The sequence below is a fragment of the Mammaliicoccus lentus genome, assembly GCF_947036595.1.
GTDB lineage: Bacteria > Bacillota > Bacilli > Staphylococcales > Staphylococcaceae > Mammaliicoccus > Mammaliicoccus lentus.
In genome coordinates, this window is the sequence record NZ_OX344834.1 from 2295366 (window position 1) to 2322292 (window position 26927).

Consider the following 26927-nt stretch of genomic DNA (forward strand, 5'->3'; position numbering starts at 1 on the left):
CTTAATCCTCGTCTTCTTCATCTTCGTCAAAGAGATTTTTTCTTTCTTTTATAAATTCTTTATGGAGTGCTACAGTTCTAATTTGATGATTTTCTACATCTATGACAACCCATTTGTCATATTCTGTATCGACATAGTCATCTTTCTCTATTTCAGGATTGTGAGCTTGTAGCCAACCACCAATTGTATCTATATCATCTGAATCTTCAAAATCAATTCCAAACTTGTCTTCTAATTCAGAAAGTGTGACACGCCCATTTATTTGGTAAGTATCTTCACCAGTTTTGATAATATCATTTATTTCATCGTCATCGAATTCATCTCTAATTTCTCCGACAATCTCTTCTAGTATATCTTCCATTGTAATAATACCAGCAGTACCACCATATTCATCTATAACTAATGCCATATGAACATGATCTTTTTGCATTTTCACTAATGCATCACTGATTCTTGTAACTTCATGAATCAGTGGTAAATTATGAATGTAGGCATTAATTTTAATTTTGTTGCCTGAAGCATACTCTGTTAAAAATTCTTTTACATTGATAAAGCCTTTTATGTGGTCTTTATCGCCGTCTTCAGAAATTGGATAACGTGTATAATGATGTTCATTAATAATTTCGAGCAGTTCTTCAATATTAAATGGTTCAGTTAATGTAACCATTTGTGTTCTAGGTACCATGATATCTTTTGCTAATCTTTCGTCGAATGAGAAAATATTTTGCATATAAGCTAATTCTGTATGGTTAATTTCACCACTTTGATAGCTTTGAGTCATGATAAGCTTTAATTCTTCTTCAGACATTGCTTGTTCTTCATTTGTAGGTTGAATACCAATAGTACGTACAAGTATTCTAGCTGTTCCGTTCATAGACCAAATTAATGGTTTCATAACGATACCGAAATAATAAAGCGGTCTAGCAAAAAATAATGATAGTTTTTCCGCTTGTTGAATAGCAACAGTCTTAGGTGCAAGTTCACCAACTACTACGTGAATAAATGTAACAATTAGAAAACTGATAACGATAGAAAATGTAGTAGTAAGTGCATCTGGTAAATTAAAGAAGTCTAATGCAGGATGTATAAGAACTTCAAATGTTGGTTCACCAATCCAACCTAATCCTAGTGAAGTCACAGTAATACCAAGCTGACAAGCAGATAAATAGTAATCCAATTCTTTTACCATTTTATATACAATTTTAGCAGACTTACTTCCTTCAGATATAAGTTGTTCTATTCTCGTCATACGTATTTTAACAAGCGCGAATTCAGAACCTACGAATACCATTGTAAATGCAATTAATATAAAGAATACAATAAAGTTTATTATGGTCGAAATTTCCAATTAGTTCCCTATTTCTAGGGATTCACCTCCAAATATTTTGCGGTGACGCTTGGGCCACCTTTTTAGTTCTATTTTTAAAGAAAACATGCTTGAATTTAAGTGTAAAACTAAATCCTCCCCATTTTGCGTCACCTCTCCCGACTATAGCATATTGAGTTAAGTCTAACACATTTTACTACTAATTAAAATGAATAAGAAGAAATGTATGCATATATTATTTTACGCATACATTTTCCATTAAAAAGATAGTTCGTTGTGTTTCATTATAAACTGTGAACTAATTTTATTAAATTCTTCTGGCTTATCTATATTGCATACATGCCCTGCTTGTTCGATAACTTCTAAATAAAAGTTCTCATAGTCTTTTACTAACCGTTCTACAGGTGGCATAAACAAATAATCTTCATCTCCCATAATAAATAAAGTCGGGATATTCTTTGTAGCCACTTGCAAATGAGCTAAGTATGGATTCACTAATTTGGTTAGCTTAACCCATTTTATAAATTGTTTTTGTGAAACTTTTTTAGCTTCGTTTATAAACCTCAATCGAGATTCTTCATGTTCTTTTCTAGGCATAATGATATAAGCAAATAATTTATAAAGTAACATATAAGGCACAAAGTTCATAATAGTCCTACCAATAGCTAATAAGAATTTAGTTCTTAAATTAACATTAATAATTGCGCCACCTAAAACTAACGTTGTAATTCTTTCAGGATACGAATCTGCCATTGTTTGCCCAACAATTGTGCCTAAACTCATCCCAATAATATGCGTCTTTTTAATTTTTAAGTGATCGAGTACGTCTATGACTTCTTTAGCTAAATGTTCGAATGAATCATTTTTCTTCCATTCTTTATTTGCAGATTTGCCGTGACCTCTTAAATCAACAAGTAAAACATTAAAGTGCTTTCTATAATATCTCATTTGTTTAAACCAAATAGAAGAGCTACCTCCAGCCCCGTGTAACAAGGTAACCCATTCTGCTTCTTCAGATTTTATAATCGTCTTATAATATAACATGTTTTACATCTTTCCTCTTAATTTCCATATTATGAAATCTTACAATATTTTTATTCATCATATAAAATTTTATCAATGATTTCAATAAAAAACCGACAACGTAATTTTACAATGTCGGTTTTTTTATATAAATTTTTAATTTTTTATTCTATTTCTTCAGCTATATCAATTTGATCTTGTGTTAATTTAGGTTTAAGCAATCCGTATATAATAGCACTTACTAAAGCACCTATTATTACTGCTAATAAAGTTTGTAATACATGACCAAAGTCTGTAGCTAATATTACAAATATACCACCATGTGGTGCTTGAATGCTAGAACCTAAACCTAAAGCTATCGCACCACCAATTCCTGAACCTACCATCATTGATGGAATGACACGTAATGGATCCGCTGCTGCAAACGGGATGGCACCTTCTGTTATAAAGGAAAGTCCCATAACATAGTTTGGTAAAATAGAACCTTTTTGAGTTTTTGTAAATTTATTTTTGAACAGTAACATTGCTGTAGCAATTGCGATTGGAGGTATCATACCACCGACCATTGCTGCTGTAATAGCTGCTGCGTTACCTTCTGTTAATGCTGCTGTAGCAAATACATATGCAGCTTTATTGAATGGACCACCCATGTCAATTGCCATCATAGCACCGATTACTAAACCTAGTAATACAATATTCGAACCTGATAAATCATTTAATCCATTTAATAATAAATTATTTAACCACGCTGTAGGTGGGTTAATCACATAAACCATTAGTAAACCAGTAATGGAAACTGAGAGAATTGGATATATTAATGTCGGTTTCAAACCTTCAAACATTTGAGGTAAGTTTCTAGAAACATATTTAATACCTTCAGTTAAATAACCCGCTAAGAAACCTGCTATAATACCACCTAGGAATCCTGAACCACCTGCCACTGCTAACATACCACCGACAAGACCAGACGCGAAACCTGGTTTATCTGCAATACTACGTGCAATGAAACCAGCTAAGATTGGTACAATTAGTTTAAAGGCACTTTCACTACCAATCTGCCATAAGTTTGCTGCAAATTCATTATATTGTGAACTTTTAGCATCAAATGAGTTTTCTCCAAATAAGAACACGATTGCCATTAAGATACCACCAGATATAACAAGTGGTAACATATTTGAAACACCGTTCATTAAATGTTTATAAATTGTTTTAGATACACTTTGTTTTTCATTCGAAGTTGATGAGCTTTGTTTGCCACCTTTAGCTACAAATGGTTTACGACTAGTATCTTGAGCCATATTGATTAATTCTTCTGGTCTTTTTATACCATCTGCTACAGGTACTTGCACAACATTTTTACCATCGAAACGGTCAGTTTCAACATGTACGTCTGCAGCGACAATGATTCCTGTTGCTTTTTCAATGTCTTCATCAGTTAGATGGTTTTTAATTCCGCCTGAACCATTTGTTTCTACTTTAATTGGTACACCCATTTTTTTAGCCTGATTTTTCAATGAGTCAGCTGCCATATAAGTATGCGCGATACCTGTTGGACAAGCTGTAACTGCTAAAATTAATCCTTCTTCTTCAACGTTTTCAGATTGAATCGGAGTTGCTTCTGATTCCTCGTTAGACTCATCATCTGTCGCTTCATCATCATGTTTGTTAATAATGTTTAAAATTTCTTCTTCACTATTAGCTTGTAACAGTTCTTCTCGTACTGCTTCATCCATTAAAATACCCGAAAGTTTAGCTAACGCATCCAAGTGAGTTTGAGCTCCGCCAGCTGGTGCAGCAATCATAAAGAATAAATGCGCTGGTTGCATATCTAACGATTGATAATCAACGCCTTCAATCGATTTACCAAATGCAATTGCTGCTGATTGAACAGCATCTGTTTTAGCATGTGGTATAGCAATACCTTCACCAATTCCAGTTGTGCTTTGTGACTCTCTTGTATGAATTGCTTCTTTAAATGTTTTTTCATCACTTAATTTACCAGCTTTATCTAATTGAGATACAAGTTCATCTATTACTTGATCTTTAGTCGTTGCTGATAAATCCATTGCTATTGTTTCCTTAGTTAAGAGTTCTGTAATCCTCATAATATTAACCTCCCTATTTTACAAATGCTTAATCGTTACTTTAGATAGAATTCTTTCTATATCTTCATGTTCAGCTAAATCTGCATTGAAAGCTGTAGCTGTTCCACAACTTACAGCTAATTTGAATGCTTCTTCAATATCCTTACCAGTTGTTAATCCAGCAACCATACCTGCCACTGTACTGTCACCCGAACCTACAGTGTTAACTACTTCTCCGTTAGGCACAATTGCCTTAAGTTGAATGTTCGAATCCACATAGATTGCACCTTCACCACCTAGTGAAACGATGACCGATTGAGCGCCTTCTTCTATTAACTGTTTAGCACAATCAATTACTTCTTGATCTGTATTAATTTCTTTATCAAAAATTTCTTCTAATTCTGTTTTATTTGGCTTCACAAATTTCGGTTCAAAAGAAAGTATAGATTTCATTAAATCTTTCTCTGCATCAACAATTAGCGTAGCACCGGTTTCTTTTAATATTTCTGCAACTTCTTTATATACCGGTTTCTTTAATGTACTTGGTACACTTCCAGCGATTATGACTGTATCAGACGAAGTTGTTTGTTTCATTTTATTTAAAAATGATTCGTAATGTTGTGATTCGATATTTGGACCTGGACCATTAATTTCAGTCTCAGAACCAGTTTTTAACTTCACGTTAATTCTTGTATCTTCTTCTACTTCAATAAAATCAGTTAAAATATTGGACTGTTCTAATTTATCTTTAATAAATTCTCCAGGAAATCCTCCAACAAAACCTGTTGCTGTATTTTCAACTTTTAAAGTATTCAACACTCTTGAAACGTTAATACCTTTTCCTCCAGGAAACTTATTTGTTTCATGTGCTCTATTTAATCCACCTACTTCAAATTGATTTGTAAACATAACATAGTCTATAGATGGATTAAATGTTACTGTATAAATCATTTTAAACCTCCACTAATTTCATACTTTTCTTTATAAAGCGTAATATTCTCTATTTCATTAATTGCTTTTTCAGAAGTTAATATTTCAAAACCTTTATCAATTTCCACTTCTGCAAATGATACTTCATTAAACTTAGAATGATCTAATAGCACATAAATGTGTGAAGCAAGATGAATTGCTGTTTCTTTCATTTTAGATTCATCAGGATCGGGTGTCGTTAAGCCATATTTTAAATCTATGCTGTTCATACCCATAAAGGCTTTATCAAATCGATATTTCTGTAAAGATTTAACGGCATTTACACCTATATTCGCTAATGTTGTAGATTTAATTTCTCCGCCTGTCATATAAACTTTTATACCTTTTTCTAATAATGGTTTTACATGCGTTAAACCGTTAGTTACGACAACTATATCTTGCTGATTAATATAAGGTATCATTTCTAAAGTTGTTGTTCCTGCATCTAAATAAATCGTATCGCCCTCTGAAATTTGTCTAGCTGCAACTTTCGCTATTTCTCTCTTTTCATTTTGATAACGCGTTTCTTTATCTGACATATCTCTTTCTTCATGTCGTTTCGTTATTTGCGTCGCGCCACCATGTACTCTTTTTAAAAAGCCATTTTGTTCAAGTAGCGATAAATCTCTTCTAATAGTTGAAGTACTTGATTGCGTTAATTGAATTAAATCTTGTAAAGATACTGTTTCCCGTTGTTTAATCGTCTCAATTATGAGTTGATGCCTTTCTTCAGTTAACATCACATCACCCCTGTTCATTGATATGATAAAACGTTTTCATTAAAAAGTCAATCACATTCAACCAAAAACATTCAAAAACAATCATAAATTTTTTTGGTATTTATAAGTGCAAATATTTCATACAAAAAAAGATTATTGTTATACTTTTTTAGTATATTTAAGGAGGCAAAATATGAATGATTTAAAAGAAAAATTATTTAAATTGATTGAAGAAAGAGAAAACGAAATGATAGAGATTAGAAGACATCTACATCAATATCCTGAATTATCATTTGAAGAAGAAAATACAGCAGAGTATATCAAATCGTTTTATCAAGATAAAAATGCTAAAATATCACAACCTGTTAAAGATGAACATGGAATTATTGTAGAAATTAACGGTGGAAAAGAAGGTCGCACAATCGGATTAAGAGCTGATTTTGATGCATTACCAATTACAGAAGAAGCAGATGTACCATTTAAGTCTACAAATGAAGGTGTAATGCATGCATGTGGTCATGATGTGCATACTGCTTATCTAATGGGGCTAGCTGATGCACTAATAGAATTAAAAGAAGAATTACCAGGAACAATTAAAATCATTCACCAGCACGCTGAAGAAAAACCTCCAGGTGGCGCTAAAGCTATCGTTGAATCTGGAGCCTTAGATGATATTGATGAGATTTATGGTATTCATATCGTTCCTGTAGCTAGCCCTGACTTTATTGGCTATCATAAAGGAAAAGCTTTTTCAGGTAGCTCAACATTTAAATTAACTATTAATGGACTTGGTGGACATGCTGCAAGCCCACACAAAACACACGATGCTTTAGTAGCTGGCACAAACTTTGTAAATACAATCCAAACAGTTGTATCAAGAAGAATTGATCCTCTTGAAATGGGCGTTATTACAATTGGTGCATTTGAAGCTCCAGGTGGATATAACGTGATTCAAGATAGTGTCACGATTAAAGGAACAGCAAGATATTTAAATCCTGATTATGAAGAAAAAATGTACGAAGAGATTAAGAAAATATCAGATAGTATCGCTTTAGGTTTCGATGTTGAATGTAATTTAGACTATCATTATGGCTATCCAGTACTCTATAACCATGAAGAACAAACGGATAAAATGGTAGATATTATTGAGAAAAGTAAAGGCGATTATTTCAATCACTTGATAGAAATACCACAAGCATCAGGGTCAGAAGACTTTGCTTATTATTTACAAAAGATTCCTGGTACTTTCTATATTGTTGGTAGTAAACCAGAAAATACAGATACACCTTATATGAATCATCATCCTAAATTCGAAGTGAATGAAGATTGCATGGCTGTTGCAAGTAAATCCTTAGGAGAAATTGTGCTAAATCGACTTGATTTAGAATCATAAAGACATCTATGTGACATAGAAAAAAGCACTAAACCGTTGAATTTCATTAACGATTTAGTGCTTTTTTCTATAATATATCTTCTCCACGCGACGCTACATATATATCAAACCATTCTTGGTCTGTTAACGATGTTTTAGTTGCTTTAACCGCTTCGTCTACTCTTTCAATTTTACTTGAACCAACAATAGGCATAACTTTTGATGGTAAACGTAATAACCAACTGTATATAATCGTGCTTATACTAACGTTGTATTTAGCAGCTATTGGCTGAATTGTATCTAATATACGTTTTGCTTTTGGATCATCTTCATTAAAAATCGCTCCACCAGCCAATGGACTCCAAGCCATAACTTTTACGTCATGTTGTAACATTCTATTCAGTGTACAATCTTCAATATTTTCTAATTCATATGGCGATACTTCAACTTGGTTAACCGAAATATGTGACATTTCTTTTTTGAGGCTTTCATTCAATAGTTCATATTGGTTACATTTAAAATTCGAAACGCCAAAAGCTTTTATTTTCCCTTGTTCTACAAGGTGCATGACAGCTTTAGTCACTTCATCAGGATCCATCAGTGGAGATGGTCTATGAATAAGCAACGTATCGATATAATCCGTTCTTAAATTCGTCAACGAACGATCAACAGATTGAATGATATGTTCATAACTTTGGTCATAGCGATGCCCATTAAATTCAGGGTTACTTTGATTAGGTAGAATTATTCCGCATTTTGTTACAATTTCTAATTTTTCTCTTAAGTTCGGCGTAAGCGCTAAAGCATCACCGAATAAACTTTCACATGTGTAATTGCCATATATATCTGCATGATCCATTGTTGTAATACCGCGATCAACTATATCGTGCATATAATCATTTAATTGTTGGTTACTATAACCCCATTCATTTAATCTCCAAAATCCATGAATGATTCTAGAATAACTGACGTGTTTATTTATTCGAATACGCTCCATCCCATCATCTCCTAAGTAAAGTTCAACATGTCTAATTTATTACGTAAATATGCTTTATCTATTGTTTCCCCTATAATAACAATTGTTAACGGCATGTTCATCATTTCTGGTTCATACTGAGGCACTCCGAACGCATACTGGAATAAATAAGTCTGATCTGGTTCTTCTTGGAATTTTACAAATCCTTTTATTCTCAATATAGAATCAGGTAACTGTTGTAAGAAACGAATTAAAAGTTCCATCTTTATAGGTCCATCAAACGTATAATTAATGGATTGAATACCATGATGATGACTATGTTTACCTTCTATATTAATTATTGCATCATCACGTTCAATTATTTGGTCTATTTTAGAGTAATTTGTAAAATAGACATCTGGTTGATGTTTTATTTCGTTTAGATGATCCTCAAGCATTCCTTTTTCTTCATTAGACAGTTCATCAGATTTGTTAACTACTATTACATGTGCATTTGCCATTTGTTCTTCCATTAAATGTTTAGTTTGATTAGAATAGCGATCTCTTTCTATGTATCTTTTACCATCCATAACACCAATAATAAAAGGCATATGTACTTTATCTACAATAGTAGGATTTTGACATGCATCAACTATTTCTACCGGGTGCGCTATCCCAGTAGCTTCTATAATAACTAAATCTGGTTTCTCACTATGGTATAAGTTATGAAGTACAACCTCCATATCATCTTTTAAAGAACAGCATATACAGCCGTTTAATAAGCTTTTACTTGAAATACCTTCACCTAAAAGCTGGCTATCAACATCAAAAGAACCAAATTCATTCATAACAATTGCAACTTTTTTACCTGCTTCTTTCGCTTCTATTATTAACCTTTGTAGTAAAGTTGTTTTTCCGCTTCCTAAAAAGCCCGTCAGCACTGTAATATTCATTTTATCTTTTATATTTTTGCCACTACTCATGTTTCTACCACCTTTCTGTCATTATATGATATTCCAATATAAACTACAAAGTCTTAAGCGTTTTAAAGTAAACAACATTATTATTTCTATAGATAATCGGAATCATTATTAAAAATATTTACAAACTAAAATTATTCATTATATAATAGATTAGAAGTTCGGAAATAAAAAGCTATTTCATTTGTAGTTTGGGGGAAAGATTATGCCGGATAATTTAAATATCCAGAATCAATTGTGTTTTAATTTGTATAATGCACAAAGACAAGTCAATCGTTATTATTCTAATAAAATTTTCAAAGAATATAACATTACATACCCACAGTATTTAGTACTAACAATTTTGTGGGAAACAGCACCGGTCAATGTCAAAAAACTTGTAACAGGTCTAGCACTTGATACAGGTACAGTATCTCCTTTATTAAAAAGAATGGAAAACCTCCATTTAATTAAACGTAAAAGATCGGATTTAGATCAACGTGAAGTTTTCGTCCACTTAACAGATAAAAGTCTAGAAATGAAAGAAAAGTTATACCAAGCTTCTCATTTAATACAAGACGTATCTCAATTAACTGATGAAGAAACAGAACAATTAAACATACTTTTACAAAAAATGATTAAAAACATAGATAAAATTAATCAAGAAAAATAATAATTAAGAGTTCGGGACAATAGTTAATGTCCCGAACTCATTCCTACGATTAGTCAAGTGCTTAAGTTTAAAATAATCATCACTTAATAAGACCGTCCAATTTTATTTTTTTGAATAAGGTGTTAGACTATATGTGATTATACGATTTAATGTGGGGACATTTCGTAATCGTATAGTTTATGTTTCATTATTAAATAATGAAATGTTTTTAATAGTCGATTAATACATGCGACAACAGCAGTCTTATGAGATTTCTCATTAGGCTGCTTTCTTAATTTATAGTAATAATCTACAATATGATTATTATAACGATGTTGTCCACGAATAATATTCATTATTACCAAAAATAATAAGCGTCTCGCCTTTTTATTACCGCGTTTATTGATGGTATCTCTATAATGTGTCCCACCAGATTGATATCGTTTGATATCAATTCCTACAAAAGCATTTAACTGTTTATTTGATTTGAATCGAGATATATCTCCAAGCTCACCGATTATCATGGCTGCAGTTAGATCTCCAATTCCTGGTATAGAATAAATAATTTCAAAGCAGTCAAGTTCTTGAGCTAATTGAATCATTTCTTTATCTAATTGTGATAATTGTCCAATGGACTTTTTCAATTTTTGAATTAATAATTGTGCTTTTTTAACTAGGAACGAAGATGAATTGACGTTAGGGTAACTATCATTCGCTAATTTAAAAAGTGTTTCTCCATAACTTTCTGCTTTTCGTTGAGATAATCCTTTATCTGTAGATTTTAAAATTGTAGAAATGATACTTTCCATATCATTTTGTTGAACAAAATCAGGATGAGTAAATATTTCAGCGATATTTAAGGCAATCATTGAATAACGATTTTTAAATAGTTTTTCTAAGCCAGGAAATGTTTGATGAAGTATCTCAATAATTTCAACTTTCAATCGATTTTGTTCATTTTCGAATTCTAGATGAAATCGAGCACGCTCACGTAATTCAAAGTAAATATCATCATTTGTATTATTTAAACTATCGGAATCATTTAAAAAAGGTGCTATTTGGGCTAACTTATGTGCGTCTGATTGATCTGTTTTCCAAGACCTTAAAGAGCTTGTTTTGAACTTTGCTTCTAAAGGATTCAACTCAATATAATTAATTTGGTTAACTCGACAGAACCGAACCATAGCTCTTGAATATATACCTGTGGATTCAAAAATTAATTTTGGCTGATTTACACGATTCAAATAATTTAATAAATAATTATAACCATTTTTGTTATTTTGAATAGTAAATTCCTTTTGGAATTTTTCATCGATATAGTGTGCAATCACACTATCTTTTTTACTAATATCAATGCCTAAGTAATCGATAAATAAAACCTCCTTAACAAATTTGAGAAGTTATAACTTTACTGAACCTTTCTCATTTCACTTTCCTATACACGGTTTCAAGAACCCAACATACTACAATCGAATTTCAAAAGGCGAGAGTAAAGCTGACTAGTTTTTTTTACGGATTTCAAACCCAAGAGATCGCACAGTCTACTCCTCTCTATAACTATAAAAAATAGCTATGAAAAAATCTATCGTCATAGATTTCTTCATAGCTAATCTTAGTATGTTTTTTGTGTTAGTAGTAATAGACTGGACGCTTATATCGCATGCAGCTCTTGGCTTGTAAATTTTAAGTTCCTTATTGCCTTTTCTTAGCAAACGTGTCAATAACGGTAGTCTTATTGTCTTTTCTCATCAAACGTGTCAATAACGGTAGCCTTATTGACTTTTCTCAGTAGTCTTGGCAACAAGGAGGCTTTATGTTGCACGTGCACCTCGTCTTGCAACTTTCGAGGGCTTTATGTTGCACGTGCGTCTCGTCTTGCAACTTTCGAGGGCTTTATTTACTCAAACAAAAAGCTGAGACTTTTTATGTCTCAGCCTTAATTTTGTATGCAGTGAAAAAAAGGGTTCTAGAAGAATAACATATTTCAACTTCTTAATCTTTTTAATACATCAATACGCTTTATTAAAGTTCACTACGTCATATAAATAGCCCTGCTCTTGTAGCAATGTTTGATAATCACCTTGTTCTAGAATTTCTCCTTCATTCATAACTATTATATGGTCGAAATCTTCAAGGTACTTCAAATTGTGTGTCACGATTACTATTGTATCGTCAGTACTTAATAAATTGTTCATAATGATTTTTTCATTTTCTTCATCAAGAGAAGCAGTTGGTTCATCCATAAGCCAAATGTTCGCATTTCGTAATAGTAATCGAGCTATTGATAGACGTTGTCTTTCTCCTCCTGATATATTTTCTGCATTTTCTGTGAGATTGTCATCTAATTTCAAATGTTCTAATCTCACTTTCATTAATGCATTTTTCATATTCTCATCAGTTTCTTCTATTAATAAATTCTCTCTGACCGTTCCTTCAAAATAATGATTGTGTTGTAACATTGTATTTATTTCGTCTACGTATTTTTCATGTTCAACATGAGACAAAGCTTTACCTTTATACGTCAATAAACCTTCGTTAGAACTATATAAGCCCATTAACAAACTTAATAATGTAGACTTACCTGAGCCTGATGGACCTATAATAGCAACATGCTCACCTTCGTTAATTTTAAACTGAACATTTTTTAACGTTTTTCTTTCTTGAAAATCGTATTTAAAATTTAATTTTTCAGCATAGTATAAAGCGTTATTGCTTATTTCATATGTTTCTTGATTTTCGAAATTTTGATTTATAACTTCTTCGATATTTTTAAGACTTCTAGTAGTATCTGCTTTGTAAAAAGCTACGTTTGTCATTGGAATAGCTTGCTCAAATAATGTAATGACAATCATGAGTATACTTGCAAAAAACACTGCATTTAACGCGCCATCTTGAATTTGCCATATACATAAGATAGTAATACACCAAATACTTATCATAGCGCATATATTGAGCATAAAATCATACGTACTTAAAAATTTCTGCTCTTTATATTTTTTATTTTCGTAAATATTTTGTTGAATAAAAACTTTATCTTTAAAACTGTTATATTGTTGGAATCTATTTAATTCCGCTTTACCATTTTCAAAATCATAGTATTCTGCCACATATTCTTCTTCACTTCGTTGAACATCTTCTGCTAAAATGTTTGCACGTTTTGTAGATAAATAAGGTATGACGATAACAGACATCATCATTGAAATTCCAATAATAATACCAACATAAACACTCCAATTTATCATGACTAAAATTGTTGCGATAGTCGTTAATATAATTACGATTGGGGGATAATAAACGCGTAATAGAATGTTCTGTAATCTTTCGACATTATTTACCATTTGTGTTAGTAAGTCACTTGAACGATATCTTCTAAACACATTAGGGACAATTGGAATTAAATAATTGAAGAGTTCAACACGTATATTTCTTAACATCGTAAATGTAGATCGATGTGAATATAACCTTTCAAAATATCTCGTAATAGCTCTTACAAATCCAAATAATTTAATAGAAACAATTAAAATCATCAAAGCGTATAGCGGTGTTCCTAAAGCACTTTTTGAAATCATATAACCACTCAACGCAAACATACCTAAAGCAGTGAGCATACCTAAAACACCTATGATAATTGATAAATAAAAATCTTTATCAAATTTGATAGTTAATTTTTTCATGTGAACTGACCACCTTTCAGTGGGCTATTTGTTACTTGAACATCTCCATTGTTAACTTTAATGAAATTGTCGGCATATTTTAATACTTCTTGTCTATGTGCAATCGTAATGATTGTTTTTTCTTTAGAAAATTGATTCACAGTATTAACGATGAGTTGTTCTGTCTTAATATCTAATCCAGTTGTTGGTTCATCAAATATAACCACTTCAGGATTTAATAATAGTAATCTTGCTAATTCTACACGTCTCATTTCCCCACCTGAAAGCATTTCATAACCGTCACCAATTTTCGTTTCAATACCTTTTGATAACTCACTAACTTTCTCTACAAGACCAACTCTTTGTAATACATCTTCTATTTGTTGTTTATCGTAATTTTGGAACATTGTGACATTATCTTCTAAAGATGCACTGAAAATGTAAGGTCTTTGGGATAGATAGCCAATTTTAATATCTTTTTTATACTGAACTTGTCCTTTAATGGGAGAGAGTTCATTCATGATTAATTTCACTAAAGTAGATTTACCAGCACCACTCGGCCCTACAATTGCAGTATGCATATTTTCTTTAATGTTTAAATTTAGATGGCTAAACGCAAAATCTTCACGTTCAGGGTATGAAAAATAAACATCATTTATTGTTATGATGTCTTCTTGACTCATATCTGGATTAATCGTTATTGGTTTATAGCTTTCATTTTCTTCTTTATTTATATCTTCTATTATTTCAATATAGCCTTCACTCTGCTTACCTGTATGGAAAGCTTGTCCTAAATCTTTAATAGCATTGTAAAATTCAGGTGCTAATAATAAAGTAATGACTGCGACTAAGAATGAAACATCATGAAATACAATTAATCTTAATCCAACTTCTAAAGCAACAATACCAATCCCTAACATAGAAATGAATTCTAGCATCAAACCTGATAGAAAAGCGCTTTTTAATATTTCCATCGTTAAATCTCTAAATGATGTACTAGATTTATGAATTTTGTTCACTGTTTGATCTGTTCTATTAAATAATTTTAAAGAAACAAGACCTTTCGTTAAATCAATGAATTCTTTTGCAAATTGATCTAAAGATTGCATTTGATCTTTAGCTTTATCACGTGTTCTTAGTCCAAAAACAATATAAAATAACGGAATAAATGGTGCTGTTATCATCATAATGAGAGCAGCTGGCCAATGAATAAATAATAATGTTATAACGATTGCAACAGGAATGAGGGTTGATTTAAAGACTTGTGGTAAATAAGATTCGTAAAAAGGATGAATACCCTCCACTGCTTCTGTTAATATCGTTAATTTCGATCTCTTTGTATCTTTATTAATTAATTGATTTCTAACATCTTTTTTAACATTAAAAGAGAGTTTCTGCCCTGTTAATTGATTTAAATAATTAAAAGTAGCCCGTAATAACAGTACAGCTAATAAAATGAATACCCATTGGTAAAGTTGTTGGTAACCTTCTTTAACAACAAGCATTTGATTTATAATTTTACCTAAATATATATTTTGAAATACGACTGATAAACTGAGTAAAAATGATGCTAAAAACATCAATATTTGCAACGGTTTATACTGAGCACTATACTTTGTTAATTCTTTCACAATGTCACCACCTTTTTCCATTATAACGCCTTTATTAAAAAAATAAACCAAAATGTATTATTCTTTATATGCATATTATAAAGCATTATTTGGTACAATAATCTTAAAGTGATATCAACTGCATATCATAAAGTTTTCTAGAGGAGATCGAACATGTTTATAATCGAATTAATTAAAGCAATCATTCTAGGTATTGTAGAAGGTTTAACAGAATTTGCTCCTGTTTCATCGACAGGGCATCAAATTTTAATTGATGATATGTGGTTAAAATCAAAAGCATTCCTAGGTAGCGAATCAGCGTTCACTTTTAAAGTTGTAGTACAGTTAGGTTCTATCCTTGCTGCTGCTTGGATTTTTAGAAGCCGTTATATTGAGATGTTGCACGTTAAACAAAATGAGAAAAAGAAACATCATCTTAAACTTTCTCATATAATAGTCGGACTCGTTCCTGCAGGTATTTTAGGCTTATTATTTGATGATTTTATTGAAAAACATTTATTTAGTGTCCCTACTGTATTAATCGGATTGTTACTTGGAGCAGTCTATATGATTGGCGCAGATATCTATTCAAAACGTGTCATGAATCCACATACAGTTGATGGTATGAATTATCCAAAAGCTTTCGTTATTGGTTTGTCACAAGCTATCGCGCTATGGCCAGGTTTCAGTCGTTCTGGTTCAACTATTTCAACCGGTGTGTTCTTAAAATTAGATCATAAAGCTGCATCTAATTTTACTTTTATAATGGCAGTACCTATTATGTTTGCAGCAAGCGGTAAAGCATTACTTGGAAACTTAAAATATATAACATTAGATCAAATACCTTTTTATATTGTAGGATTTATCGCTTCATTTATATTTGGTTTTATTTCTATAAAGTTATTCTTAAAATTAATAAACCGTGTAAAATTAATACCATTTGCCATTTATAGAATTATTCTTGTTATAATTATAGCAATTGCATATTTCGGTTTTGGAATTGGCCAAAACATAGGATAATAAACGCTTTTTACAGTTTGAATAAGCTATTAAAGGGTAATTAAATAAGATATATAATTAGAATTGATATGGAGGAATTATACATGAATGATAAAGTAAAATTACTTGTTAATACATTGCCGTTAATAATCGTACCACTTATAACAGAGCGAAAAAAATTCAAAGAACATCCAGATGTTAAAAATATCACAGGAAAAACTTTAGATGTATCACATAAAGTGAAAGATAAATCTATACAAACAAAAGATAAAATCGCTGAAAAATCAGAACCTGTAAAATCATATGTCGTTCAAAAGAAACGTTTATATGAATACAACAAACAAATGAAACAACCTTTTAAAGAGGAAGAAAAAGAACAAAAGGAATTACAAAAAGAGATTGATAAGCTAGATAAAAAACTTCAAAAAAATATAGAAAATCGCCATAAAGAAGAAGAAAAAGCTCAAAAAGAAAACCAAAAAGCGCGAATAGAAGAGCTTAAACATTATCAAAAAGAAGAAGAAAAAATGGCTAAAAAAGGCGAGAAATTAGAAAAAGAAAACGAAAAAGATATTTCAAAATTAGACAAAAAACTTCAAAAAAATATAGAGTCTCGCGAGAAAGAAGAAGAAAAGAAAGAAGAAGAGAATAAAAAAGCTCGTATTAAAGAAATTAAAAAATACGATAAACAACAAAAAGAAGAAACTGCTATTCGTGAAAAAGGTTCTGAGATTGCAGATAAACAAAAAAGCGAAATAGCTCCACTAGAAGAAAAGTTAGAAAGAAATAAAGCTTATCGTTTGAAAGAAGAGATGGATCGACAAAAAGAAAATCAACAAAAACGTATTAATGAACTAGAAAAATATAATAACCAATCAACACAAAACATTCAAGAACTTATCGATGAACGTGTTCGCGGAGAGAAAAAACCAGCTCCTAAACATGCATTATACAATCAACATAAATCATTAATGTCAGAACACATTAGTAAATTCCCATACGATAAACACCGTGAAGAACATTTAAAAAATCAAAAACGCAATCGTCGTTCAAAATGATTAATCGAATTATTATAGATGGAGATGCTTGCCCAGTTACGGATGATATAATCCGTATAACTGACTCAACAAGCATCTCTGTTCTTATTATAAGAAGTGTAAATCACTTTTCACTAGCTGATTACCCAGAACATGTTTCTACAATTTATGTTGATCACGGTGTCGATAGTGCTGATTTTAAAATTGTTAAATTAACGACTTCTGAAGATATTGTTGTTACTCAAGACTACGGTCTAGCAAGCCTTATTTTGAACAAAGCGAAACATGTTATTCATCATAAAGGTTATGAATATACTGCAAATAATATGGAACAATTGTTAACGCAAAGACATATTTCTGCCCAAATAAGACAACAAGGTGGCCGTACAAAAGGTCCAAAAAAGTTAACTCAAGAAGATCATAAAGTATTTTCAGATTTTCTAATAAATTTAATAAATAGTGACAACGCCGATACTTGACGTTGTCTTAATCTAATAACTGCTTTTTAGATCTATCTAAATTAACTTTATCTTTTTCTTTCATCTGTTCAAGTTCAATGCGCATTTTTTCAGTTTCTAATAAATAATTTTCGTGCTTCGTTTTTTCTAGTTCCAGTTCATCTTTTACACGTTCTGATTTAATTTTTTCTAGTTTTACTTTTTTAGATTCATGATCTTTAATAATTTTTGCAACAGTAGAAATTAGTACAATTAAAACGACCATTAGAAATACATTCATTCTAAATCCTCCCTTGTGAATAAAGTAAACGCTTTATTATAATTATAATACATAGCTGAAAGGAGCAATAACTTATGAAAAGAATAGCTGTTTTTTGTGGCGCTAGTAAGGGTAATGACCCTATTTATACAGAACAAGCTTATGCATTAGGTAAATATTTAGCAGAAAATCATTATGAATTAATTTATGGAGCTGGATCTATCGGGATGATGGGAGCTGTGGCAAATGGTGTAATCGACCATAATGGTATTGCTATAGGTGTTATGCCTAAATTCCTCGGAGAGCGTGAAATAGCACATGAGAACTTAACAGAGTATCATGTTGTAGATTCCATGCACGAAAGAAAACAAATGATGTCTGATATGGCCGATGCATTTATCATGTTACCAGGCGGAGCTGGTTCCTTAGAAGAATTCTTTGAAATATATACATGGGCTCAAATTGGCTTACACCACAAACCTATTGGTGCTTTAAATACTAAACAATTTTTCAAACCAATGCAAAGTATGATTGAGCACTTAATTTCTACAGGATTTGTTAGCGAAAATTATAAAAATTTAGCTATTATCAAAGATGAAGTTCCTGAATTATTTGATGCCTTGCAAGTAGCCGAACCTGTTAAACTTCGAGATTATCAGAAATAGATAAAAAGGTTGTTTCATCAAAAACTTTAATATTATTTAATGTTAGAAGGGCTGTCGTTACACCGACGCCTTCTTTTTTTGTACCTGAAAATGTTCCATCATATATAATCGAAGCTCCACATGAAGGGCTGTCACTTTTTAAGATGACAGTATTGGCTTTTAAGTCTCTAATAATAGACAACGTTCTCTTAGCACCTTCTTTAAATTGGTGCGTAACATCTTGGCCAGATATCGTTATAACTTTAGCTTTATCATTCCAAACGTCAAAACCATCTCCATCAATAATTTCAGCTGGTTCTCTCGGTATTTGTAAACCACCTAGTATTTCTGGACAAACACTAATCGCTTTTCCTTCATCTATTAATTGCTTATAAAATAAATCCAACTTATGTTTGCCATCATATCTTACTTTTTCACCAACTAAACATGCACTGATCACGATCATAAAATCCACTCCTTATAAAATCTTATGATATAAAACATGTGTTGCTAATTTTTCATCGTCAACAACTTTAGGATGCAAAAAATTCTCAATATGATTCATTTCTAATTTTTCCATCACTCTTCTAGAAGGCTTATTAATTTCTGATGTAAAGCTATAAACTTCTTCAATGCCTTGTTCTTTAGCATAACCCAACACGGCTTCAGCTGCTTCAGTTGCAAGTCCATTGCCCCAAACTGTTTTATCTAATCTCCAACCTATCTCATAAAAAGGTAGTTGTGATAAATTGAGATCACTATTTTCAGGTATATAATTAATGCCTACCATACCTATAAAGCTATTAGTAGCTTTTAATTCCACAGCAAACAAACCAATTTTTTGTTTTGTGATAACTTCTTGCATTTGGTTAACTATATTTTTTGTTGCTTGATAGCTTAATATATCTGGAAAATATCTTCTCACTTCAGGACTTGCATTCATGCTCTGAAATATTTCGATATCTTTTTCTTCCCAATCTCTTAATATTAAGCGCTTTGTTTCAATATATGTACTCATTTCAATCACCCAACCTTCATAATAATAAAAAAAGGATGTACTATTATTTTAGCACATCCTCTTACAAATTATGATCTTACTGAACTTCTAATGTGAAATCTTTTTCCAGTTGGGCCTTCAATACTGAACATACCGCCTCTTCCATCAACAACATCTAATTCTAGATTAGTATGTTTCCAGTATTCATATTGTTTTTTATTCATATAGAATGGAACGCCTTCGATTTCACCTAGTTTAACATCAACATCTCCAATGATTAGTGTGCCTTCAACAAAAAGCATCGGAGAGCTACCATCACAACATCCACCTGATTGATGAAAAATCAAGTTTTCACCATGTGTCTTTTTTAAATCTCTAATGAGTGATTTGGCTGTTTCAGTTGCAGTAACTTGTTCTTTCATTTAGAACAGTCCCGCTGGTTTCTCACTATAACTTACAAGTAAGTTTTTAGTTTGTTGGTAATGATCTAACATCATTTTGTGATTTTCACGGCCAATACCACTCATTTTGTATCCGCCAAACGCTGCGTGAGCTGGATAAGTATGGTAGTTATTTACCCATACACGACCCGCTTGGATACCTCTACCGAATCTATATGCTTTATTTTGGTTTCTAGTCCAAATACCTGCACCTAAACCGTATAAAGTATCATTTGCCATTTCTAAAGCTTCTTCATCGTCTTTAAATGTTGCTAATGATAATACAGGTCCAAATATTTCTTCTTGGAAAATTCTCATATCTTGTGTTCCTTTGAAAATAGTTGGTTCGATGTAATAACCATTTTCTAAGTCACCAGATTCTTTACGTACATTACCGCCTACTAAGATTTCAGCACCTTCTTGTTTACCGATATCTAAATAACTTTTAATTTTTTCAGCTTGCTCTTGAGAAGTTTGTGCACCAAGCATTGTTTCCGGATCAAGAGGGTTACCTGTTTTAATTTCGTTTACACGTTTAACACATTTTTCGATAAATTTATCGTAAATATCTTCATGTACTAACGCTCTTGAAGGACATGTACATACTTCACCTTGGTTAAGTGCGAACATTACTAAACCTTCAACAGCTTTGTCTAAGAAATCATCTTCTTCATCCATTATATCTTTAAAGAAGATGTTCGGTGATTTACCACCTAATTCTAGTGTTACTGGAATTAAGTTTTGACTTGCATTTTGCATGATGATACGTCCTGTAGTCGTTTCACCTGTGAATGCTACTTTATTAATATCTTCATGTGTAGCTAATGCTTGTCCTGCTTCTGCACCGAATCCGTTTACTACGTTAATTAAACCTTCAGGTAATAAGTCTTGGATTTTTTCAATAAGGTGTAAAATAGACACCGGAGTTTGTTCTGCTGGTTTTAATACAACAGCGTTACCAGTTACGATTGCAGGCGCTAATTTCCAAGTAGCCATTAACAATGGGAAGTTCCAAGGAATGATTTGACCTACAACACCAATCGGTTCTTTAAAATGATAAGCTACTGTATCGTTATCTATTTGTGAAATGCCACCTTCTTCTGCTCTTACAACTCCAGCGAAATATCTGAAGTGGTCAACCACTAAAGGTAAATCTGCTGCTAAACACTCTCTAATTGGTTTACCATTATCAAATGTTTCGATTACAGCAAGTTCTTCTATATTTTCTTCTATTCGATCTGCGATATCTAATAATAATTGAGAATGTTCTGTAGGAGATTTTTTAGCCCACTCTACTTGAGCTTTATGCGCTGCTTTTACTGCTTCATCAACATCTTCTTTAGTAGAACGAGGTATTTTTGCGTATACTTCCCCAGTTACCGGTGAACCATTGTCGAAAAATTCACCATTTTTGGGGTCAACCCATTTACCACCGATAAAATTCTGATATTTATCTTTTACTTTATACTTTGCATTTGTTGCAGTTGGATATTCAAAAGCCATATTAAAACGCCTCCCTAAATGTAGTTACAATTCTATTTTAATTGATGAAACCGCTATCATCAACTAATTAGCATTTTAAAATAAAATAATAAATTTTTCAAGAAAGAAAAATAAGTAACTATAAAATTGCACGGAATTTAATAATAAAATTATTCTTCCGAGGTTAAATAGCTAATCTTATTATTTAAATACCCAGTAATAAACTAAATATTCCAATCCAAATGGATTGGAATATTTAGTTTTTGTAAAGTGTATAAACAAGAAAATATCATGTTCATTTATTCTACTGTTAAAGTTGTTTGAGCTATAACATTTCCACCTGATAGTACTTCTACTTTTACTTCTTCATTCGCTTCATTTGCGATTTTAGTTTTAAAGTACCAATCTGTTTTACCATTTTTAATTTTTGGATTAACTGATTCTGATATACCTGGAGCTTGTCCATTAAACATCCCTACTTCTCTACCGTCTTTATTTTTTATAGATAGTTGGAATTTTTGATTGATTAGTTTAGATTCATCTACATGTACTGTTATATTGAATTTTTCTTGTCTTGATACAGATGAAGGAATATCAAAAGTACTAGTGTCATTATTTGTTGTATTATTATCTTCTTCTGTTGAGTGCTCAGTTTTATTTTGTTTTGTACCTTTGGCACCATAGCTTCCAGATGCATATGTTGAAGCATCATACCATTTATATCCACGTTTTGGTGTTCCCCAAGGTTCTTGTTCAACTTCTTGACTGTTCTCAGGTTGTTCAAATCGTTTTAGAGGCGTTTTATCATCAAGATTTATGTCCATAGCTTTAAAATCTTTTTGATTTTCTTGCTTATTTAACCATTCAACAATTTGCATAACCATTTTTTTATTATCTTCTTCTTTGAAACCATCATATGTTTTTTTGTTTTCTCCGTTATCTTCTCGTTTATATTTTGGAGTCTTATCTTCTACCATCGAAGAGTCCCCAATGAAAGCTCCTTTTCCTTTTTCTACTTTACTAATCGCAATATAAGGTCCTTCATTCTTACCCCCACCGTTATAAATACCTTCATCTACAGCATTATTCCATTTATCATGTTTACTCAGTTGTGGAACAAAAGCTATTCCTTTTGCTTTATTCGGGTCAGTAATAGCAATTGTTGATCCTGCATGCATTGATACTGCTTTTATACCATTAGTAATATTAAAACTTTCTTCGCTTGAAGCTATATCGTCAACCTTAATATTACCTAATGCATTATATCGAAAGCGCAAACCGAACACTTCATTTAGAAAATCTCTACTTTCTACACCTTTCATTTTTTCTGATGCTCTTTCTTCAGGCGACATACCTTTTGTTGGATTGTCAAAAGCGCCTCTTCTATATCCGTTCATAACTTCAGATGAATCAAACCTATTAAAGTTTCTATCCGCATTATAGTGATCGCTTATCATTAAGATACTACCACCAGCTTTCACATATTTCTCAATAGCATCTTGTTCACTTTTCTTAAGAGGATTATTCGCTTCTGGAATCACTACTAGTTGATAGTCTTGCATTGTCTTGTAATCTAATAGTTGATTGTATCCTAAATCTGTAACTTCATAATTTTCTTTCGTTAGTGCGTCTGCAAAATCAGAAAAACCTCCATCAATTACCCAATCAGCACTCCCAGCTGTTTGTCCATGTGCACTATCGAATAGTACTTTACCTTTTATGTCGCTACTCTTTGGAGAAAGAACTATTTTGCCATCTTCTCCTTTCTTCTCTTCATTACCGTTAGAACAAGCTACTAATACAATTGAGAAAACTATTATTAAACTTAAAATTAGCATCTTTGATTTCATTTTAATCTCCTTATGTAAAAAATAAAGGAGCGGGACAGAAATCTCATTGTTCTCACAAGATTTCATCGTCCCACTCCCTTCTATATTGAATTTATTTATGATTTTCTAAAATATGTTAATAATTTAATCATGACAGGCTCAGTATCATAATTTTTGAAGCCTCTTGGAACTTCAATTGTAGCATCAACAATATCATTATTGTCATTAAACCGATAAGTAACTTGATTAACGTTTGATTTACGATCAAAAATCACAGCCTCAGATGGCCAACTTCTTATTTCACCTGTTGTTGATTGTAATGTACGGCCAGTAATTGTTTCAAGTTCTTGTCCTAATTCTAATAGTGTCAGCTTTTGACCTTCAATCAACACGAAATTTTCTTCATGCACGGTGACATCCCTCTTTTCAAATAATCATTAATAATTTATTCCCTATAATCATTTAAGATAAACGCATGCTATATATTCAATTCGAATGATTTCACTTTTTCTGAAGCATGATCATATGAACGTGTTTTACTAACGCCGCCTTGAATATCGAATGTTGCTTTTTTATCTTTTATAGATTGATACATTTCCGTTGAAATCGGTATAGATTTCAAACTCTTTGTCTGTTCTTTAGGTTGATATTCATCAATATTCTCTTTTGATTTTTTCATATATTTTTCATTATGAGAATCTGGAATAAAAGATGCATAATCTGAACGTTGATTCCGGTCTCCGTTTTTAATAGATGCAGCATTATCATAATAAAGTTTTTGTTCTGTAGTATTTTCTGTCATCACTTCATAAATAATAACATATCCATCTTTAGCTCCGTTGAATAATAATACCTGACCTTCTGGCATATTATTTACTTGGAATATTTGCAAATGGTCAACATCTACTTTCATCCCACTATCTTCAAAGTGAAAATTTTGATCTTGTAAATCATTCACTAATTCAACATCTCCGTTAGTAGATGTACGGATAGTATTCGGGAAAGTTTTTTCATCATTTTTGCTTTTCTTACTAGAAGTCTGTTTAGCTTTATCTTCTTTTGAATCCTTTGATTCATCATCAGATTTTTCATTATCTGAACTGTTGTCTTTTTCTCCTAGTTCATCTTCAATCTTTTTTAATTTTTCTTCTTTTTCTTTAATGTTTTCTTTTAATTTATCATTTTCTTTTTTTAATTTCTCTTTGTCTTTTTTATAATCACTAGATGATTGTTCCAATGATTTAATTTCTTTTTCTAAATCTTCCTGCTCATTATCTTTACCACAAGCAGCTAAAATAACTGTTGTCATCACCATTAGTAAAAATGCCTTCTTCATAGGTGCCGCCTCCTATACATATTCTTAAATATTTTACCATACTAATGGTGAGCTATCTATTGATAACAGGTTAGATACTGTTACCTAATACAATCATTTCATCGTAATTGACAGATTCTCTCAATTTAATAGCAAGAGCACGTGTTATTTTCTCATCCTCAATTAATTCATTAATCATTTCTCTTTGAATTCTTAAAGCATATATTTCCATTTCTGTATAAATAGCAGTGTGATTACTCACGAAATTATCAGGCGTTAGTCTTTCAACTTTGTTTAAGTAAGAATCACATACAATACTAATTTCAAATTCGTTTTCTTCATTCATTTCTTTAGATAATCTTTTTACAATTTGGAAATGAACTTCTCGTGTAATATATCTCATTTCTCTTAAGTTTGCTTCTATTGATAATGAACTTGTCGCGTTAATATATGTTTTAATTTTTCTACGACGAACAAATAATTTCATCATCAATTTAACTTTTGTAACAAGTGATGCATTTTTAAATGTAGATGATCTCTCTGTAATTTGAGTGTAATTATCAAATGTGTTTTGCGATATTTTGTCATTCTTTATTAAATTATCTAAAGTTCGAAACTCTGTATCTATTGCGATTCGTTGAAGTCGCTCTAATTCTTTTAAGTCTTCATCTTCTTCATTGCTAGCTTTTAAAAATGATAATTGCATATGATAACTTCGGGTGATTTTACCATATACATAGCTTGTTTCTTTACTATAAAATTCTTGTAATTTTATTAACGCACGTTCAATTAACAATACTTTTGCTTCGTTAAATGTAAGCTGACTTTGTTCTTTAACTTTAGCTTTTGGCGTAATAAGCGGTAGAACAACTTGAGCTAGCACTAAGCTGATTAAGATAACACCTGTAGCTATGAATAATAAATTATCTCTATATATAAAATCTGTATGTTCTGATAATTTATAAGGCAACATCAATGCGATTGCTAATGAAATAGTACCGTGAACGCCACAAATAGTCATAATAAAAGCATATTTAAAACGATTTGGTTTATCGGCTTCTGTTTGAGGTTCAATATCCTTACCACTCGTTAACATTTTTGAAAATCTGCTTTCTGGTAAATAGAAATATGGATATGAAAATAGTACCCAAATGTATCTAAACGAGTATACAAGCACAGTCACAAATAACGTCATACCGATAACATGTAATATTTCCTGATTAGATTCTTTTAAAATATTAATCAGTACTTCTGGTATTAAAAATCCTAATAAAATGAATACAAAACCATTTAATAAGTAACTCAATAATTCCCAAGTGTGGTTGTAAGTAACTTGTTCTTTCGTAGTTGCTTGAGCTATTCTATCTTTTTCAACGCCATGTATTAAACCTGCAACAACTGCTGCAATAATACCTGATGAATGAAAAGTTTCAGCTATAATATAAACTAAAAACGGGGTTATAACCTGAATAAAAGTTAACATGTTACCATTATTAATACCGTTTTTTGTTAAATAAACACGTAATTGTACTAGTCCATAACCAAGTATAAGCCCAACAATTGCGCCTCCAAATGCTGTTAAGAAAAATTGACCTACTGCTCCTGTAAGTGAGAATGAACCGCCTACTAATGCAGCTAATGCGATTTTGAATGATAAAATTCCTGCCGCATCATTTAATAGTGATTCACCTTCTAATATTGTCATAGAACCTTTTGGTAACATTTTCCCTTTAGCTATTGCTTGAACAGCTACTGCATCAGTTGGAGAAACAATTGCACCAATTGCAAAACATGCCGCTAGTGGTAATTCTGGCCAAACTAAATGTATTAAAAATCCAATACCTAAAACTGTTGAAAATACAAGTACCATAGCCATAGACATAACCGGCTTTAAATACCTGGCTAAATGTACACGTGATACTGATATACCTTCTAAGAATAATAAAGGCGCTATTATCCCCATCATAAACACTTCAGATTCAAAATCTAATGCCACAGGTATCGGAGATAAAAATATAACAAAACCTATAACAATTTGAATGAAACTTAAAGGTATTTTAGAAATATAATGGTAAATTATTGAACTGAGGATAATTCCCATGATGAACCATAAAAACCCTTCAAATATTGCCATCAAATACCTC

General features: G+C 31.6%; 24 protein-coding genes and 1 pseudogene. 6 read left to right on the plus strand and 19 right to left on the minus strand.

The genetic code is table 11. The features are described from left to right. Nucleotide 1: 1 nt before the first annotated feature. The 5 genes from ACNMOQ_RS11390 to ACNMOQ_RS11410 all read right to left on the minus strand — a co-directional run bounded on the left by ACNMOQ_RS11390 (nt 2) and on the right by ACNMOQ_RS11410 (nt 6143). Nucleotides 2-1348, minus strand: a complete 1347-nt coding sequence (locus ACNMOQ_RS11390; RefSeq protein WP_017000969.1) for a hemolysin family protein — start codon at nt 1346-1348, stop codon at nt 2-4. 237 nt (nt 1349-1585) lie between these two features. Continuing rightward, on the minus strand, nt 1586-2371 hold the full coding sequence (locus tag ACNMOQ_RS11395) for an alpha/beta fold hydrolase (RefSeq protein ID WP_017000971.1): 786 nt from the start codon (nt 2369-2371) through the stop codon (nt 1586-1588). A 143-nt stretch (nt 2372-2514) separates the two neighbouring features. Then, on the minus strand, nt 2515-4455 hold the full coding sequence (locus tag ACNMOQ_RS11400) for a PTS fructose transporter subunit IIABC (protein WP_017000972.1): 1941 nt from the start codon (nt 4453-4455) through the stop codon (nt 2515-2517). 18 nt (nt 4456-4473) lie between these two features. Continuing rightward, nucleotides 4474-5385 (minus strand): 1-phosphofructokinase, encoded by a 912-nt coding sequence (gene pfkB, locus ACNMOQ_RS11405; RefSeq protein ID WP_064210852.1) that lies wholly within the window; start codon nt 5383-5385, stop codon nt 4474-4476. Beyond that, nucleotides 5382-6143 carry a DeoR/GlpR family DNA-binding transcription regulator gene (locus tag ACNMOQ_RS11410; protein ID WP_064204681.1) on the minus strand — a complete coding sequence of 254 codons (762 nt, stop codon included), beginning with the start codon at nt 6141-6143 and terminating at the stop codon, nt 5382-5384. The genes pfkB and ACNMOQ_RS11410 overlap by 4 nt, the downstream gene beginning before the upstream one ends. Before the next feature lie 172 nt (nt 6144-6315). On the opposite strand from ACNMOQ_RS11410, the gene ACNMOQ_RS11415 reads away from it, so the two are divergent. After that, nucleotides 6316-7515 carry a M20 metallopeptidase family protein gene (locus ACNMOQ_RS11415; protein WP_416349850.1) on the plus strand — a complete coding sequence of 400 codons (1200 nt, stop codon included), beginning with the start codon at nt 6316-6318 and terminating at the stop codon, nt 7513-7515. 67 nt (nt 7516-7582) lie between these two features. Here ACNMOQ_RS11415 and ACNMOQ_RS11420 read toward each other — a convergent pair whose 3' ends face one another. Together ACNMOQ_RS11420 and ACNMOQ_RS11425 are read right to left on the minus strand one after the other, a co-directional pair. Continuing rightward, on the minus strand, nt 7583-8491 hold the full coding sequence (locus ACNMOQ_RS11420) for an aldo/keto reductase (RefSeq protein WP_017000976.1): 909 nt from the start codon (nt 8489-8491) through the stop codon (nt 7583-7585). 11 nt (nt 8492-8502) lie between these two features. After that, a complete protein-coding gene (locus ACNMOQ_RS11425) occupies nt 8503-9432 on the minus strand; it encodes a CobW family GTP-binding protein (protein WP_064210851.1) in 930 nt (309 codons plus the stop codon). 202 nt (nt 9433-9634) lie between these two features. On the opposite strand from ACNMOQ_RS11425, the gene ACNMOQ_RS11430 reads away from it, so the two are divergent. Beyond that, on the plus strand, nt 9635-10081 hold the full coding sequence (locus ACNMOQ_RS11430) for a MarR family winged helix-turn-helix transcriptional regulator (RefSeq protein WP_017000978.1): 447 nt from the start codon (nt 9635-9637) through the stop codon (nt 10079-10081). 146 nt (nt 10082-10227) lie between these two features. On the opposite strand, the gene ACNMOQ_RS11435 is transcribed toward ACNMOQ_RS11430, so the two are convergent. The 3 genes from ACNMOQ_RS11435 to ACNMOQ_RS11445 all read right to left on the minus strand — a co-directional run bounded on the left by ACNMOQ_RS11435 (nt 10228) and on the right by ACNMOQ_RS11445 (nt 15344). Continuing rightward, a complete protein-coding gene (locus ACNMOQ_RS11435) occupies nt 10228-11430 on the minus strand; it encodes an IS110 family RNA-guided transposase (RefSeq protein ID WP_282461170.1) in 1203 nt (400 codons plus the stop codon). Nucleotides 11431-12069: 639 nt separating this feature from the next. Next, entirely contained in the window at nt 12070-13734 is a 1665-nt protein-coding gene (cydC, locus tag ACNMOQ_RS11440) for a thiol reductant ABC exporter subunit CydC (RefSeq protein ID WP_070045660.1), read from the minus strand. Further along, nucleotides 13731-15344: an ABC transporter ATP-binding protein/permease gene (locus tag ACNMOQ_RS11445; protein WP_193751556.1), complete on the minus strand. Its 1614-nt coding sequence runs from the start codon at nt 15342-15344 to the stop codon at nt 13731-13733. The genes cydC and ACNMOQ_RS11445 overlap by 4 nt, the downstream gene beginning before the upstream one ends. Nucleotides 15345-15497: 153 nt before the next feature. On the opposite strand from ACNMOQ_RS11445, the gene ACNMOQ_RS11450 reads away from it, so the two are divergent. The 3 genes and pseudogenes from ACNMOQ_RS11450 (at nt 15498) to ACNMOQ_RS11460 (ending at nt 17838) form a co-directional block, all read left to right on the plus strand. Continuing rightward, nucleotides 15498-16343 (plus strand): undecaprenyl-diphosphate phosphatase, encoded by an 846-nt coding sequence (locus ACNMOQ_RS11450; RefSeq protein WP_070045658.1) that lies wholly within the window; start codon nt 15498-15500, stop codon nt 16341-16343. An 83-nt stretch (nt 16344-16426) separates the two neighbouring features. Beyond that, a pseudogene (locus tag ACNMOQ_RS11455) lies at nt 16427-17050 on the plus strand (hypothetical protein); the annotation flags it as partial. A 329-nt stretch (nt 17051-17379) separates the two neighbouring features. Then, on the plus strand, nt 17380-17838 hold the full coding sequence (locus ACNMOQ_RS11460) for a YaiI/YqxD family protein (protein ID WP_282461174.1): 459 nt from the start codon (nt 17380-17382) through the stop codon (nt 17836-17838). Nucleotides 17839-17845: 7 nt separating this feature from the next. Here the strand turns inward: ACNMOQ_RS11460 and ACNMOQ_RS11465 are convergent, their stop codons facing one another. Next, nucleotides 17846-18097: a hypothetical protein gene (locus ACNMOQ_RS11465; protein ID WP_147641099.1), complete on the minus strand. Its 252-nt coding sequence runs from the start codon at nt 18095-18097 to the stop codon at nt 17846-17848. A gap of 74 nt (nt 18098-18171) precedes the next feature. On the opposite strand from ACNMOQ_RS11465, the gene ACNMOQ_RS11470 reads away from it, so the two are divergent. After that, a complete protein-coding gene (locus ACNMOQ_RS11470; RefSeq protein ID WP_064210846.1) occupies nt 18172-18741 on the plus strand; it encodes an LOG family protein in 570 nt (189 codons plus the stop codon). On the opposite strand, the gene ACNMOQ_RS11475 is transcribed toward ACNMOQ_RS11470, so the two are convergent. The 8 genes from ACNMOQ_RS11475 to ACNMOQ_RS11510 all read right to left on the minus strand — a co-directional run bounded on the left by ACNMOQ_RS11475 (nt 18716) and on the right by ACNMOQ_RS11510 (nt 26917). After that, on the minus strand, nt 18716-19186 hold the full coding sequence (locus ACNMOQ_RS11475) for a 2-thiouracil desulfurase family protein (RefSeq protein WP_064204674.1): 471 nt from the start codon (nt 19184-19186) through the stop codon (nt 18716-18718). The two genes, ACNMOQ_RS11470 and ACNMOQ_RS11475, sit on opposite strands and share 26 nt — an antisense overlap. A gap of 12 nt (nt 19187-19198) precedes the next feature. Further along, entirely contained in the window at nt 19199-19738 is a 540-nt protein-coding gene (locus ACNMOQ_RS11480; protein ID WP_017001168.1) for a GNAT family N-acetyltransferase, read from the minus strand. Nucleotides 19739-19806: 68 nt separating this feature from the next. Then, nucleotides 19807-20139 carry a DUF779 domain-containing protein gene (locus ACNMOQ_RS11485; RefSeq protein ID WP_017001167.1) on the minus strand — a complete coding sequence of 111 codons (333 nt, stop codon included), beginning with the start codon at nt 20137-20139 and terminating at the stop codon, nt 19807-19809. Then, a complete protein-coding gene (gene exaC, locus ACNMOQ_RS11490) occupies nt 20140-21660 on the minus strand; it encodes an acetaldehyde dehydrogenase ExaC (RefSeq protein WP_064204673.1) in 1521 nt (506 codons plus the stop codon). A gap of 278 nt (nt 21661-21938) precedes the next feature. Further along, the gene (locus tag ACNMOQ_RS11495) at nt 21939-23489 is read right to left on the minus strand and encodes a DNA-binding protein (RefSeq protein ID WP_416349851.1); all 1551 of its coding nucleotides are present in this window, start codon (nt 23487-23489) and stop codon (nt 21939-21941) included. A gap of 95 nt (nt 23490-23584) precedes the next feature. After that, entirely contained in the window at nt 23585-23878 is a 294-nt protein-coding gene (locus ACNMOQ_RS11500; RefSeq protein WP_017000980.1) for a hypothetical protein, read from the minus strand. A 68-nt stretch (nt 23879-23946) separates the two neighbouring features. Further along, nucleotides 23947-24804, minus strand: coding sequence for an SA0632 family lipoprotein (locus tag ACNMOQ_RS11505; protein ID WP_017000981.1), 858 nt, complete (start codon nt 24802-24804; stop codon nt 23947-23949). 70 nt (nt 24805-24874) lie between these two features. After that, nucleotides 24875-26917, minus strand: a complete 2043-nt coding sequence (locus tag ACNMOQ_RS11510) for a cation:proton antiporter (RefSeq protein WP_017000982.1) — start codon at nt 26915-26917, stop codon at nt 24875-24877. Between the last annotated feature and the right edge of the window lie 10 nt (nt 26918-26927).

Coding starts and splice junctions, on each gene's coding strand:
- ACNMOQ_RS11395 (WP_017000971.1), bottom strand. CDS start 2,371: ATGTTATATTATAAGACGATTATAAAATCTGAAGAAGCAGAATGGGTT.
- ACNMOQ_RS11400 (WP_017000972.1), bottom strand. CDS start 4,455: ATGAGGATTACAGAACTCTTAACTAAGGAAACAATAGCAATGGATTTA.
- pfkB (WP_064210852.1), bottom strand. CDS start 5,385: ATGATTTATACAGTAACATTTAATCCATCTATAGACTATGTTATGTTT.
- ACNMOQ_RS11410 (WP_064204681.1), bottom strand. CDS start 6,143: ATGTTAACTGAAGAAAGGCATCAACTCATAATTGAGACGATTAAACAA.
- ACNMOQ_RS11415 (WP_416349850.1), top strand. CDS start 6,316: ATGAATGATTTAAAAGAAAAATTATTTAAATTGATTGAAGAAAGAGAA.
- ACNMOQ_RS11420 (WP_017000976.1), bottom strand. CDS start 8,491: ATGGAGCGTATTCGAATAAATAAACACGTCAGTTATTCTAGAATCATT.
- ACNMOQ_RS11425 (WP_064210851.1), bottom strand. CDS start 9,432: ATGAGTAGTGGCAAAAATATAAAAGATAAAATGAATATTACAGTGCTG.
- ACNMOQ_RS11430 (WP_017000978.1), top strand. CDS start 9,635: ATGCCGGATAATTTAAATATCCAGAATCAATTGTGTTTTAATTTGTAT.
- cydC (WP_070045660.1), bottom strand. CDS start 13,734: ATGAAAAAATTAACTATCAAATTTGATAAAGATTTTTATTTATCAATT.
- ACNMOQ_RS11450 (WP_070045658.1), top strand. CDS start 15,498: ATGTTTATAATCGAATTAATTAAAGCAATCATTCTAGGTATTGTAGAA.
- ACNMOQ_RS11465 (WP_147641099.1), bottom strand. CDS start 18,097: ATGAATGTATTTCTAATGGTCGTTTTAATTGTACTAATTTCTACTGTT.
- ACNMOQ_RS11470 (WP_064210846.1), top strand. CDS start 18,172: ATGAAAAGAATAGCTGTTTTTTGTGGCGCTAGTAAGGGTAATGACCCT.
- ACNMOQ_RS11475 (WP_064204674.1), bottom strand. CDS start 19,186: ATGATCGTGATCAGTGCATGTTTAGTTGGTGAAAAAGTAAGATATGAT.
- ACNMOQ_RS11480 (WP_017001168.1), bottom strand. CDS start 19,738: ATGAGTACATATATTGAAACAAAGCGCTTAATATTAAGAGATTGGGAA.
- ACNMOQ_RS11485 (WP_017001167.1), bottom strand. CDS start 20,139: ATGAAAGAACAAGTTACTGCAACTGAAACAGCCAAATCACTCATTAGA.
- exaC (WP_064204673.1), bottom strand. CDS start 21,660: ATGGCTTTTGAATATCCAACTGCAACAAATGCAAAGTATAAAGTAAAA.
- ACNMOQ_RS11495 (WP_416349851.1), bottom strand. CDS start 23,489: ATGAAATCAAAGATGCTAATTTTAAGTTTAATAATAGTTTTCTCAATT.
- ACNMOQ_RS11505 (WP_017000981.1), bottom strand. CDS start 24,804: ATGAAGAAGGCATTTTTACTAATGGTGATGACAACAGTTATTTTAGCT.
- ACNMOQ_RS11510 (WP_017000982.1), bottom strand. CDS start 26,917: ATGGCAATATTTGAAGGGTTTTTATGGTTCATCATGGGAATTATCCTC.